This window comes from Lentibacillus sp. CBA3610, assembly GCF_013373365.1.
Classification (GTDB): Bacteria; Bacillota; Bacilli; order Bacillales; family Amphibacillaceae; genus Lentibacillus.
In genome coordinates this window covers 1,335,904-1,349,444 of the sequence record NZ_CP035925.1, presented here as the reverse complement: position 1 = coordinate 1,349,444, position 13,541 = coordinate 1,335,904, and the positions used below count along the sequence as shown (strand labels likewise).

Sequence of the window (13,541 nt, the reverse complement as noted above, 5' to 3'; positions counted from 1 at the left end):
CATGATTTTATTTTCTCTGGGGGCGAAACTGTGCCTATTTTATTTAAAATAATTCTTAACCTGGATTCATTTGACATTATCTGAAAATTCAAGTATGCTGAAACTATAAATTTTAAGTGTTTCTGTTAGCAATTTGGTTAAAGGTCGCTATACCTTCAATTGAGAAGGAGATTCGGCAAAAAGTGTTTGCTTACCTTTGCATTCTGAATGTCTGTTTTTGGAAAGGTTAGGTTGACGTGTTTAACGTTTAAAAAGCACATGTTGTGTGATTAAACTCAAGTGAATCGTGTTAAAAATAGTATTGCTGTTGGCAATGCTTTTTTCATGCTAATAAAAAGGTCGATTAATCCCTGAGGGGGTTGGTCGGCTTTTTTTATTATAAAAATATTTTATAGGAGGGAGCTGCATGGCACATGCATCGTTCAAAAAGCAGAAGAGGGTATTCATCGCTTATGCTGATGGAGCCAAGAACCAGTTTTTGGTGCGGAAAGGGAAACAGTTCTTCCACTTATCCAGCCAAAGCGAGATGAGGAAATTGAGTATCAAAGAGGCTTATCAAATCTTTCTCATGATCTCAACGAGGGAAGTGGAATTCCGCGGGATTGGTTCATTTCAAAACTTACGAAAAGGAGCTGGTGTTAAATGAGTGCCGTAACGGAACTTCAGGAACAGGAGCTTCAATCACATGAAGAAGCTGTTCAGCTTGCGAATGAAATCAACCGTTTGGAAGCAGCGTTAAAACAGATGAAGGATGACTTAAAGACCTATGTGAAAACACATGGACGAGTTGATACGGGTGACGAAGTCTGGGACTTCTATCAATCTGTTTCATGGAAATTTGACCGGAACCACTTGAAGGAACTGGCAGGCGAAATGGCCATGGAAGGGATTGACCCGTGGGAGATGCTGACGATTTCCAAAGCCACCCTCAACAAGTTGGGCTGGGAGGAACAACGGCTTTCCCAATTGGGCACAAAAAAAGTGACGCAAAGGTTTACGTCACGTAAAAACTAAAAAGTATTTGTTAGAGACAGTATAACTAAAAATAAGCCTTCCATCAAGGCAGATAATCAGATGGCATGCAAGACAGGTGCCATCTGGTTCCTGTCTTGCGTGGAAAGGAGATAGACATGAGCGTGATTGAAAAGGCGAGAGAAGCTGTGACGGAATATGATTCAATTGGCGAACACGGTTTGATCAGCACCTATGATATGCTGTCAGTCGTCCTTGGCCCATTTGCCAAAAGGGAAACAGTGGAAAAACTAAGCGTATATTCCCTGCGTTCCCTGGCTGAGATGACCGTTAAGGAACTTGAAGCTGAAGGGCTGACCCGTAATCAGGCGGTAACGCTCCATGCGTCTATGCTTTTGGGCAAGCGGTCGATGCAGAGCAAAAAAGAACGGCGGACCGTTATCCGTTCACCGGAAGATGTGGCGGATTATCTCAATTGTGACATGGGGCAGTTGAATCAGGAACATTTCGTGACGCTTTTGTTGAATACAAAGAATGAAATCATGCATAAAATAACATTGTTTATCGGCAGTTTGAATGCTTCAATTGTCCATCCGCGGGAGCTCTATCGTGAAGCGGTCAAATACTCTGCTGCATCGGTAATTGTGGCACATAATCATCCGAGCGGCTCACCAAAGCCGTCACAGGAGGATGTCCACATCACCAGACGATTGGCGGAGTCGGGTAAAATGATTGGCATTGAACTGTTAGACCATGTTGTCATTGGAGATGGCCGGTACGTGAGTATGAAAGAGAAGGGATATCTCTAAATAAATTTGGAACGGTACTTAAAAGACATGCTGGAAGGTGTTTAGCCATCCGGCATGTCTTTTTTTGATTTTAACGCTAATAAAGGAGTGACGATCATGTTCATGCATGAAAAGGTCAAGTGTGAGAGTTGCCAAGGGTTTTTGAGTCGTGATGACGCCCTTTTCGATGAGCAATCAGAAGTCTTTTTCTGCGACGACGGCTGTTTCGAAGATTGGGCGGATGATCATTTCGAGGCCATTATGCAGCAATACAAACGCGTGCACGTTGATGCTGGCTAAAAACGAAGGAGGAAAAACCTATGGTCAAAAGCTTTTTAATGGCCGTGACGCCCGGTGTGGAAGCCTATATACAGGAAAACCGGATTCACCGGGACGATATGCACGTCTTGATCGAAACAGCGGTCCGATATGCAGCTAAAAGCGAATTCATTGCTTTTCATAAACAAATGCAGACAACCCTTGTGACAGACGGGAATGACCACATTCTGGATAAGCTTTTTGTGCCAATACCGGAGACGATTTGGTTTATCTTTGAGTCCATTGATTCCGACGTCACATGTGTGGCGATGCTGCCGAGTGAATATTAAAAAAGGTTAATGACGGGATAAACGCACGTTTTCTTATGGGTTCTACGATAAGAGAACGTGCGATTTATTTTTTTCAAGCGAGAAAGGATGATTGAACATGGGAAACAATCTCGAAAAATTAAAGGCAATTCAAAATGCATTAAACGCGAAATATTTAGAACGGGAAACACAGGTCGAAGGAATGCTTGTGGCTTTATTGGCGCAGGAGCATATGCTCATGGTTGGCCCGCCGGGAACGGCCAAAAGTGCCTTGTCAAATGAACTGGCCGGTATCATCGACGGCTCGAACTACTTCCAGTGGTTGCTGACGAAATATACCACACCGGATGAAGTGTTCGGCGGTATCATGTTGAAAGATATGGAACAGGGCATTTACAGGCATAATACCACAGCCAAAATGGCCGAAGCGCATTTGGTGTTTCTCGATGAAATTTTTAAAGGAAGTTCAGAGATTTTAAACGCATTGCTCAAATCGATTAATGAACGGATTTTTGAAAATGGGACCGAGGAAATGGCAATGCCGCTGATGACCCTTGTCGGGGCAAGCAATGAATATCCTGAGGAGGACGAAGGACTTGAAGCGTTATTCGACCGATTTTTATTACGGTTTGAAGTGGATGCTATTAAGGACCGTCAGAACCTGATAGCCATGATGAAAGGAACGGACGAGGAACAGGTAATGCCCCGCATCTCTCTGGATGAACTGGAAAATCTGCAGTTCATTCGTGAAATGGTGGAAATTCCGGCTGATATCTATGAAACACTGGCAGATATCTGGGAAGACCTTCGGGATGAGGGCATCCAGCCGTCAGACAGAAGGCTGCAGAAGTCTTATGCCGTCCTGCAGGCCAAAGCGTTGATTGAACAACGGCATATCGTTGACAAGAGAGACATTTTATTTCTGGCGCATGTGCTCTGGGAGAATGTCGATCAGCGGCAGCAGGTCACCGATATTATCCGGCATCATGCACAGGACCCGGTCAGTCATACACTGGAGATCATCCTGGAAGATGCACAGGATATTATGGACGGTGTTGCTAAAGGGCATTCAACCGACAATGTTTTGGAAGCGACACAAAAAATTAAATCACTCGCTCAGGAGTTAACCGATTTAAAAACAAAGTACCCTGAGCGGGAAAATGAATTGAATACAGTTCATGAGACGTTAAAACAGGACTTGGAAGAGCTGACCAATTCGGTACTGGAACCGATTGAGTCATAAAATGACATCATTCGAAAAGGTGACGTGTTGAAGCGCAGGCTTTGGCATTTCACCTTTTTTTAAAAAGGAGATGATAACATGAATGAACAAACATGGCGTAAGCAAGCGTCGGTAATCAATAATGACAAGTTCGATAAACGACGGTTTCAGAAGTTATATGATCTATCACAGGGTTTACAGAATTTAAATGAATTTGAAGCCCCATTTCCAACGTACGGATCGTTGCTGAATGATATCTGGGGGTCCTTGTATAAAATGAAACCTGAATTGAAAGAACGTGAGGACGTCCCAAAGGCTTTTCAAACAAATCATGCATTCATGAAGCGCATCATGGATGATGAAAATTTTGAACGCTACCGGGAGACTACACGCTTGGATGACTTAGCCTCAGCAATTGGCACGGTTCAATTCGGGAAGAAAACGCATGAATGGCTTAAGCAGCAAAGAGAGCATGATGATTCGTTGGACGAGCAAATGCAGGAATTGAATGCCATGCAGCGTCAATTTGAACGGCAGCGTCAGGAATACGGGGCTGGAAACGAAAATCAAAACCTTCAGGAAGAATTACAGCATCGAACAGAGGAGTTACAGGAAGTGATCGAACAGGCGCTTAATCCGCGTAATAACGGGTTTGACGAGGCAATGGAGCAGGCTCTAGAAGCGACACAGGCGTCCAAACAGAATCTGAAGACCCTTATGGGCGGTACCAAAGCTGGAAGCGGGGAAGCTGAGTTAAAAAAAGTACCGCTTCGTGACCAATTGGCATTGGCCGAGCAGTTAACAGATGATGCGCGCCTGCAACAGATAGCTGAATGGGCAGGACGCTTCAAGCTGATTGCCCGGAAGAAGCAGAAATCGAAACATCATCAGGCAACCAGCCGGCGAGGTGTGACACGCGGTAATGACCCGGCCCGTTTATTGCCTGCTGAACTTGCTTTATATAAGAACGAAACAACCAGAACAGAATTTTTACGGCGGTTTGCACAGCAACGCATTCGACAGCACGACACTGCCGGAAAAGATGCATTAGGGCAGGGGCCGATTGTTCTATGCTTGGATCAATCAGGCAGCATGGCATCGTTGGATACACAAGCCAAAGGATTTACGTTAGCTCTGATGAGTATTGCAAAAAGAGAGAAGCGCGATTTTGCATTCATCCCATTTTCAGGCAGTGCTTATAAGTATCTCTATAAAGAAGGAAAACTAAAGAGCGAGGATATGGTAGAACTTTGCCAGTACTTTATAGGCGGCGGAACAAATTTTGAATCAGCATTGCGGAAAGGAGTAGAAGTGATTCAACAAACCAGGTTTAAGAGAGCTGATATAGTGTTTGTAACGGATGGCGAAGCACGTGTTTCAGATAACTTTCTGGATTTTTTCCAAGAACAGAAACAGAAACACGGTTTTCATGTTCTGTCGCTTTTGATTGGAACAAACAGGCATGTGGAGACATTTTCCGATAAAGTTGTGGAGATAAGCGATTTTAATGACAAAAGAAGTTTTAAAGCGTTTGAAATTTAGCAGAGAAAAATAGACGCCGGGATGGTACCGGGGTCTATTTTTATACTCAATTCAATCAGAAAGCCCACAAAATAAATAATTTTTGATATAATCATGATAGTGTGATAAGGCTTTCATGGGTGGTAGCTCACTCCCTTCTTGGATAGAAAGGGGGTGAGAGAATGACAGTATTCGAAACAATAATCGTAGCTATTTCATTTAGTTCATTAATCGTTGCTGTATTGTCGTTTCACGAAAAAAAGTAACCACCCTGTCAGCCTAGCAAGCATTTAAGGTGTGTTACTTTTCACCGATCAATGTGAGCTGCCCCCTTGAAGGGCTATTGCACACATTGGACCGTTTGGTGTTACCAGCACCACTCGGTCTTTTTTATTGTATGTCTTTCTAATTATAGTATACCTTAATTTTGCGATTTGTTAAACATTGAATCTTTAATTTAATCACTTAATCTTAGACTAGTGTGTTTTATGGCAATGATTCACATACCTGCCCGTCATTATCATTTCCATCCAGCCGATGCGGATCCGCTTCAGGTCCGCCGGCAGCTTCAAAAAATGCCTGTGCAGACTGCTGTGTTTCAAAGTCACTGCAATCCCGATCGGGTCCATTTGGGTCATAGCCTGATACGAGTGAGGAATCAGCGGAATTGGAAGAATCTGATGAGCCACTGTCCTCATGTTCACTCGATTGAGAGGCAAATCCATCTGATGTGACATAGCCTTCGATACTCCATATGCCGATATTGTTATTGCGTGCATTCGCCTCTGCTTGTTGAAAAGCTTCTTGATGGGTATACGGCGGGTCATAAACATATGCATATCGGGCTAATCCCTTTCTCAACAACTGTTTGTTGAAATTCTGACCATCGTCCCAAATGTAGCCTAACAAGCGATCATAATGATCCCGTTTAGGACCGTCAAATTCAATTTTGACGCTTTCGCCGGGTGTTAATGTCTCTTTTGCAAATTCAGAAGCCTCAGGTCCAAATGGCTGGACGGGCTTGGAAGGATGTACGGTCTCCGGTGTGTCCACCAACAGCAAACGCACGTCTTCAGTTGAACCATTGTAGTTCACTTCGATTGTATCTCCGTCGACAACCCGGGAAATGGTTGCTTTTTCAGCGTCCGATGGCGCATTATTTTGCTGTGACGTGGAGGTGTCAGACTCAGAATGATCGGCTTCGGCCGTGTTTGTATCATCCTGGTTGGTCTTTTCTTCATCTTGTTTTGTTTCCTCAATTTTCTCTGTCGTTTCTTCCTCGCTTTGGTGTGTTTGTTCTCCCTGCTGCGTACCATTCGCTGACTGAGAGCTGTCATCGGCACACCCCGCTATACCAAAACTAAAGAGCATAATAATGAGAACCGGTAAAATTTTTCTAGTGCCGATTTTAACCTGTTTCGTCAATTGAAAGTTAACCCCCCAACGCCCTTAAGATAGTGTATCTTTATATTAATCCAATATTTGTCATTTGTTAACCATTCTGGCAACATTTCACCTTGAAGATCTCAATGTTTCTATATGAAGGAATAGTCAATAGCTTACAAACGTAATATGAGAATCTTGAAGAATGCTGAATGTTAATATCTCGGAATATGTAAGATGACGGCTACCTGCAACCATTAGGTACTCATGAAGAACTAATCTTTCAACTATCAACAACAACACACAATAAAAGTGTCATACAGGACCTCGACGGAAAATCATGTGGGGAGGTTTTAAAAGCTGGAAATGGGCTTTTCACTGGGCGTCAGCAGAATACGAAAAAGCGAACAGGGTTTAAAGCCCTATCAGTAGAATATAGGTTGCCGGGTGTAAGGGTAGAAAAAGGGATTGAAAGCACGCCTGGCAACTTTTAGGCGTCGATTGATAGGTAAGCCATCACCAAAGATGTGGACAACGATATAAAATCAATCACCTTTGTTAAGCTTTTTATTGATAAATGTAGTCATATGCTTGTTCAGTGGCTGGAGAGGTTGGTATGATTTTGTGATATTATGAACGATTAAAGGACGAAATTTGATGTCCCATGGAAAGTGGCTCTTGATTTCCGGCAATACATAGGTTATGTAGTCGTTAAAGTCCCTGCAATTAGGGCTTTCGTGCATATTCATAATAAATTTTATCTGCAGTTTGTGATTATCGTTATAGATGTCATGCTCCAGCACATCAAATTTTTCAAATGTATCATTTAATCGAGATTGAACCAGGTTCATGGAAAATTTATCGGTTTTAAAATATAAGGTTGTTGTTCCAATTATCTGTAACATATTTATCACCCGGCTAAATTATAGCATATTTGTCAGATCTTGGTGAGAGGTGATTTTCATTGTAATAGCTACTACGAAAGTTTTGGTGTTTGAGAAAACACCATTCAATACTCGGTATAGGATTTTTGACTGTTATCTTTTCATTTTATAATTTTTGACTTCTCGGAATATTTTGGTAAACATATTTCTAATTCAAAGTTACCTATGACCATGAATGCTAATAAATAAATCGCTACAAACAAATGTTTTGCAAATCTCATAACCCCTTTAGTCTCTTGTATGGAAGAATTAAAAAAAGCTAAAAGCAAAAGAAGGAAAGTCAAACCTACATTAGGGGGGCATAAAGAACTGAATGATAAATTGGCTAAGAGAATCTTGTGAATTGAGTACATGAAAGATTTTAATTTAACGCCACAATATGAAGTGCTTTCAAAGAAAAATATTTGCCCACTATAGGTTAAATACTATAAATATAAACACAACCATTATTTTTCCGGAAACGGCTAATTATTTAAATCCTATTCCGTATAATGAATTAAACTATTTAGGAGGATTTTAACAAATTTTGTTGAAGTATGTATAAAAAGGAAAAACAGAGTGTTAGTTAAGCTGTAAAATTATCTCTGAATTCTGTATGTACTAAAGATGAAATGGTAGTGACTTTATTGGAGGTGCAAAATGTCTAATATAACACTTTTACGAATAGACTCACAGATTCTTAATATAAACAAGGTTATTTGTCGTCACATAGACAGCCTTGCCACTTCGCCAAGAGGGGTAGTTTCGCAGGACATCCTGTCTCAACTGCGTAACTTTGTTGAGCATATAATGCTGAAGTTCTACGCTAACGGTGAAGACATAGAAAACACCTATGATAATATTCGTAAATCAATTGCCTTTGTTAAAACACGGGGAAATTTAAAAGTGCTGAGGCGATTTCATGATTATTTGCAAATTGTAGCATCACACTATACGCTTGACGAAGAAAACTCAGAGAGATTAATGCTAAAATATTATGAATACCTTTTAAGAATCAAAAATCTCATGCATGACAGATTCACCCTTGCTGTTCTTGAAAACCTTGACAAGTTTCCGCTGAACATGGATTCAAACTTGCAGGAATACTATGAGAAGATTGCCGCTAAAATAAAACGCTATAATATACAGAACGTTGGAAGATCTGAGAAATATTATATTCAAAAGGTAAAGCCATTCTTTGTCGGGCAACGGGTTTACTATGAGGTAACTTTTACACCTGCCAATGATTATGCGAGCAAGTTTAACCGGGTAATCGCCTTTACAAGTTTGGAAATAACCGACAACTATGCTGTCAAGTTTTCCTTAACCCACGACAGCATTGAAATTCTTGGCAAGACTATGCCTATCACCGTTATCGTAGGTTGGGAAGTAGCAATTCGAGATTGCGAGTTTAAAAATTTCACAAATCTGGTTAGAGGAACAGCCGTTAAGACAGGATATGCTGAACAACAGGGGATTGCAAAATTTTTAACATCAACCGGATTTAATCTAACGGAACTCGTGGATTTTCCCGATGCGGAATTTCAAAAGATTAAACAGCAAGCGACACAACGATCTAAGGCAGTTGTGTTCTTCAATGATTTAGAGCGTTGTCGTGCGATAATGAATGCAAATAGCGCGGGTAAAAATCTGCTACGTTATTTACTTTACAATATGAATAACAAAATTATTAAGAATCAGCATCAAAGCCTTGCAAACAATAATTTGTCCTGGCTTTTTGTGAAAAACGGTTGTCTCCCGTTCGACAGGATGCCCTTTAATTCCTCGCCATTAGGACATAACCCCAGACTGGTTGATTTGTTCGCTTGCATCAATGCCGACGGACGGCAGCATGAAATACTTGCACGTCTGGTTAGGAACAATACCGAAATCAAAGGACAACTTTTTACGCCCATAAAGGATATTGTGGGTTTTGATGATATACCAGCGCTTATAAAAATCTATAACTCTACTTTATGGCATGGCCATGTTGAAAACAGTAAATTAGTGATTGAATCTGGTCAAATATTCATTAATGGTTATAAAAACGATACCCGGTTCATTATTGACGAACTTGAGGATCTAGCAAAAAGCGGAGTTGAGAACTATTCAAATTCAGTAAAGGCATGGTTGAGCGAACCTAACCACGGTGTTGACTGCAATGAGAAAAAAGAGGCTTTAACTCAAATGTTTGAAAACTCAAGAGTGGCTCTGATGTACGGATCGGCCGGCACGGGAAAGTCTACGCTCATAAACCACATAGCACATTTCTTCGCTGATAAGAAAAAGCTGTTTTTAGCACAGACCAACCCCGCTGTGGATAATTTAAAACGACGTGTGAAAGCTTCCAACTGCACATTTTCAACGGTTACCAAGTTTATAAAAAGACAAAGCATCATTACTGACTATGACTTGCTAATAATAGACGAGTGCAGTACTGTGAACAATGGTGATATGCGGGATATTCTTACCAAAGCTACATATAAGTTGTTGGTTTTGGTAGGGGACTCATATCAAATAGACTCTATTCGATTTGGTAACTGGTTTAGTGTGGCTCGTGCGTTTGTTCCCGAAAGCTCGGTGTTTGAATTGACGAAGCCTTATCGTAGCAACAATCAGGGGTTGCTTACACTATGGGACAGAATACGTAAGATGGATGATACCGTCCTAGAACTTATTACAAAGGAAGGCTATTCCAACAAGTTGGACGTTTCAATTTTTGATCCAGCTGAAGCAGATGAAATAATTCTTTGCCTTAATTATGACGGGCTGTACGGAATAAATAATATTAATCGTTTTTTACAAGAGAGCAATCCGAGCATTTCAGTGTTGTGGGGAGTTCAGCAATATAAGGTTAACGATCCAATTTTATTTAATGAATCCGACCGCTTTACGCCCCTGATTTACAATAATATGAAAGGGCGAATAGTGGGGATAGAAATTCTTGATAGTGAAAAACCCACCGAACGCATACAGTTTGATATCGAACTGGGTATTACAATTAATGGCGTAGATGCCGCTGGTCAGGATTTTGAGTTCTTGGACAATTTAGAAAACGGTAACTCTGTAATACGTTTTTGTGTCAACAAACTTAAAAGCACAGATGAAGATGATGATGGTTCATCAAAATCGGTAGTTCCATTCCAAGTTGCATATGCCGTATCCATCCACAAGGCACAAGGCTTGGAGTACAACTCTGTTAAAATCGTTATAACAGATGAGATTGACGAACTTATAAACCATAATATTTTCTACACGGCTATTACCCGTGCGAGAAATAAGCTCAAAATCTACTGGACACCTGAGGTCGAGCGAAAGGTGTTGAGAAGCATAAAGCCAAAAGACATCAACAAAGATATACAGTTGTTGAAGAATGGCATCCAATGATGAGTTTGGAGAACAGTTGATTGAAAAGAATAAAAAGCCTTTTAGCAACTTAAAAGGCTTTTAAGAAAATTAACGGCAAGATTGGTGTAATAAAAAAATAATGAAAATCTGATTACCGGTGAACAATATTTCTTTGGTGATAAGTTCTACGAGTCAGACTTCAGGATGGTAGCACCTTGATTACCAATGGGTCCACAAGTTCCATAGGGGCGGCATAATGCAAGTATGCTCTCAACCCTTTATCTCAGGGTGTATCCCTTGTGCAAAATCTTAAATGTCACAAGGATTAACTAATTAACTAAAATGGACATTTTCGTAGAGTGGTTGACTTTTGCGGAAATATCCTTTTTCTGTTTACAGGAGTTTAGTTTTTAATGTAATTTGTAGGTCGTCGTGCCTCATACGTTCCTTTACCTTTATAAGGACAACGTCAACTTTTGCGAGCAAATTTACAATTAATATATTCAAAGAGTGTTATCGTGGAAGTTTTTTAAACTGTTTACAAACACTTTTTTTTTGTTAATTTTTCTCTCCATAATGCATTTTCCAATACACCAACGTCTCTTTTGCAATTGAAACCACAGTTATCGTGAACGTGTTCAGTTTCAGAAGTATTAGACGTAAGTTCAGGTGTAGGTTAGGGTTTCCTTTTCGACTTTATTATTGGATTCATAACTTATGTGATGGTTCATTTCATCTTTTAAAATCGATTCAAACATTGGCTCAAAATATATCTTTTTCTCCGGACATGCCTGCATCAGTGAACTCCCCAGTATAATCGCTTTCCAAATGTTCTATATATCCCTAAACTGATCCGATCCAACGATTGTGCCCGTCAATTATCCTTTTCTAATGATATTTATTCACCTCCTATCCCTATAATCGAAATTATGGAGGTTGAAAAAGGTGGCGCAAAATAAAAACGTTTAAATTTTTATGTGTCAAGTTAGTGTGTATACTTGGTTCGAACAGTTATAGTTAGAAATTGACTGATCAAGTCCATATTGAGCGGGATATTTTTTTGTGATAAAATACGAACAAATGTTTGCGTTTGGAGGTTTGGTGATGAGCGAAGTTAATGACAAAGAAACTAAAAAATGGTCTGCGAGGATTATGCATGAAGAAGAATTGATGCAGCAAATGGGGGAGGAACAAGACTCTCAAAAGAAACCAATTCTGGATGAGCAAAAACAGTTTGAGCTTAATGCCAAGTTACAACTTGCTTTACAAAATGATCTTACAGTCGAGGTTGAATATTTCAATCAGAGCATACAAGATTCTCAAAAATTAAAGGCCAAGTTATTGGTGATTGAACCGTTAACACGTACTTTACAATTTGACGATGAGGGAAATACGGCAGTTTCCCTTGAAGATGTTGTGGAGGTTGTGATTGACTAATGCAGACTCAATATTTCAAAAAGTATCTACAGATACATACCATAAACAAATTGAAGATATTAAAAATGGCATTTGCTGATGGGCAAAAGCACATTAACGATGAAAAATATTATTGAGTATACAACGAAAGACTTCTGAGTGAGCAATATGCAAAAAAGAAACAACTAATAGTGGACATGGCGGGGAACACCAGAAGCAGGTGAACCATCTCCCGGCGGCACGGTTTATTTAGCTGCTGCTGATAATGAAGGAAATATGGTGTCATTGATTCAAAGTAATTATATGGGATTTGGATCCGGCCTTGTTGTTCCGGGGACCGGGATTGCCCTTCAGAACCGTGGCCATAATTTCTCTATGAATCCGGCACATGTGAACGCTTTGGCTGGCGGGAAGCGGAGTTATCACACAATCATACCGGGGTTCATTACACAAGGAAACCAAGCTGTTGGCCCTTTTGGTGTGATGGGGGGATTTATGCAACCGCAGGGACATGTTCAAGTTCTGATGAATACCATTGATTTTGGTTTAACACCGCAAGCTGCCTTGGATGCACCAAGATGGCAGTGGTTAAAAGATAAAAAGATAGAGGTTGAGAACCGCCTTCCGCACCATCTCGCTCAGGGGCTCTCTGAAAAAGGACATGACGTAACGATTCAACTCGAGCCCAACAGTTTTGGAAGAGGTCAGATAATATGGCGTAATCCTGATACTGACGTTTTGGTTGCAGGAACTGAAACACGTACTGACGGCGGGGTTGCTTGCTGGTGAATCAGTGCTTATACAACCCCCATACCACTAACCTTATTAAGGTTCAGTATTCTGGTTCTAGTGTGAATGTTTTAAGAATTCTTAATGACAAAAGCATTGCTCAGATCGCTCATAATAATTTTTAATACTATTGTTGTTTTAGCATGTACAATATTTAACCACAAACTTAGAGTATTTCTTAATTCGAATACTCAATTTACTTTATGCGTCAATCGGGCCAGATTGTTTAACAATACTTCGTATGGTGAATGGGTTTTTAATTTTAGCTGGAGGATATGGTATATACCTCAACTTTAAAGCAATAAAAAAGAACAAAAACCAACGTAAGGATTCTACCGAAATCGGGCGCTTTTCCCTAATAAAGATTAGCGCTAATATCGCATATAAAGATGCGATTGTATATAATTCACAAGCCTAATTTCTCTTACAAAAGAAGGGGGAATTAGGCTTTAAATCGGATTAACCCCTGAAATTTGGACAATTACACTCTTAAACTAGCTCAGACTCAAAATTTCTCGATTTTTCATAGATTAACTCCTTCTTTTGTCCCTTTCAATATGATAGCCAATGCTTCCATTCCATCAAGGGTAAA

Annotated in this window: 13 protein-coding genes and 1 pseudogene; 11 read left to right on the top strand and 3 right to left on the bottom strand. The window is 40.3% G+C overall.

Annotated features, from left to right (window positions below):
* Positions 1–406: 406 nt before the first annotated feature.
* From Len3610_RS06820 to Len3610_RS21730, 8 genes are all read left to right on the top strand, one after another.
* Complete coding sequence (locus Len3610_RS06820) at positions 407–646, top strand: hypothetical protein (RefSeq protein WP_176447285.1); 240 nt, start codon at positions 407–409, stop codon at positions 644–646.
* Positions 643–1,014, top strand: coding sequence for a hypothetical protein (locus tag Len3610_RS06815; protein WP_176447284.1), 372 nt, complete (start codon positions 643–645; stop codon positions 1,012–1,014). The genes Len3610_RS06820 and Len3610_RS06815 overlap by 4 nt, the downstream gene beginning before the upstream one ends.
* Before the next feature lie 116 nt (positions 1,015–1,130).
* Positions 1,131–1,781, top strand: a complete 651-nt coding sequence (gene radC, locus Len3610_RS06810; RefSeq protein WP_176447283.1) for a RadC family protein — start codon at positions 1,131–1,133, stop codon at positions 1,779–1,781.
* Positions 1,782–1,877: 96 nt separating this feature from the next.
* Positions 1,878–2,060, top strand: coding sequence for a hypothetical protein (locus Len3610_RS06805; protein ID WP_176447282.1), 183 nt, complete (start codon positions 1,878–1,880; stop codon positions 2,058–2,060).
* 20 nt (positions 2,061–2,080) lie between these two features.
* The gene (locus Len3610_RS06800) at positions 2,081–2,368 is read left to right on the top strand and encodes a hypothetical protein (RefSeq protein WP_176447281.1); all 288 of its coding nucleotides are present in this window, start codon (positions 2,081–2,083) and stop codon (positions 2,366–2,368) included.
* 97 nt (positions 2,369–2,465) lie between these two features.
* Positions 2,466–3,590: an AAA family ATPase gene (locus tag Len3610_RS06795; protein WP_176447280.1), complete on the top strand. Its 1,125-nt coding sequence runs from the start codon at positions 2,466–2,468 to the stop codon at positions 3,588–3,590.
* A gap of 78 nt (positions 3,591–3,668) precedes the next feature.
* Entirely contained in the window at positions 3,669–5,111 is a 1,443-nt protein-coding gene (locus tag Len3610_RS06790; RefSeq protein WP_176447279.1) for a VWA domain-containing protein, read from the top strand.
* Positions 5,112–5,272: 161 nt separating this feature from the next.
* A complete protein-coding gene (locus tag Len3610_RS21730) occupies positions 5,273–5,356 on the top strand; it encodes a putative holin-like toxin (RefSeq protein ID WP_369693683.1) in 84 nt (27 codons plus the stop codon).
* A 220-nt stretch (positions 5,357–5,576) separates the two neighbouring features.
* Here the strand turns inward: Len3610_RS21730 and Len3610_RS06785 are convergent, their stop codons facing one another.
* Positions 5,577–6,515, bottom strand: coding sequence for a thermonuclease family protein (locus tag Len3610_RS06785; RefSeq protein ID WP_255259821.1), 939 nt, complete (start codon positions 6,513–6,515; stop codon positions 5,577–5,579).
* Between the two features lie 503 nt (positions 6,516–7,018).
* Positions 7,019–7,378 carry a hypothetical protein gene (locus tag Len3610_RS06780; protein ID WP_176447278.1) on the bottom strand — a complete coding sequence of 120 codons (360 nt, stop codon included), beginning with the start codon at positions 7,376–7,378 and terminating at the stop codon, positions 7,019–7,021.
* A 678-nt stretch (positions 7,379–8,056) separates the two neighbouring features.
* Between Len3610_RS06780 and Len3610_RS06775 the strand changes: the two genes are divergently transcribed.
* Complete coding sequence (locus Len3610_RS06775) at positions 8,057–10,783, top strand: ATP-dependent DNA helicase (protein WP_176447277.1); 2,727 nt, start codon at positions 8,057–8,059, stop codon at positions 10,781–10,783.
* Between the two features lie 626 nt (positions 10,784–11,409).
* On the opposite strand, the gene Len3610_RS20730 is transcribed toward Len3610_RS06775, so the two are convergent.
* The gene (locus Len3610_RS20730; protein ID WP_255259935.1) at positions 11,410–11,541 is read right to left on the bottom strand and encodes a hypothetical protein; all 132 of its coding nucleotides are present in this window, start codon (positions 11,539–11,541) and stop codon (positions 11,410–11,412) included.
* A gap of 307 nt (positions 11,542–11,848) precedes the next feature.
* On the opposite strand from Len3610_RS20730, the gene Len3610_RS06770 reads away from it, so the two are divergent.
* Entirely contained in the window at positions 11,849–12,181 is a 333-nt protein-coding gene (locus Len3610_RS06770; protein ID WP_176447276.1) for a YolD-like family protein, read from the top strand.
* Positions 12,182–12,306: 125 nt separating this feature from the next.
* A pseudogene (locus Len3610_RS06765) lies at positions 12,307–12,949 on the top strand (gamma-glutamyltransferase); the annotation flags it as partial.
* Positions 12,950–13,541 lie beyond the last annotated feature (592 nt).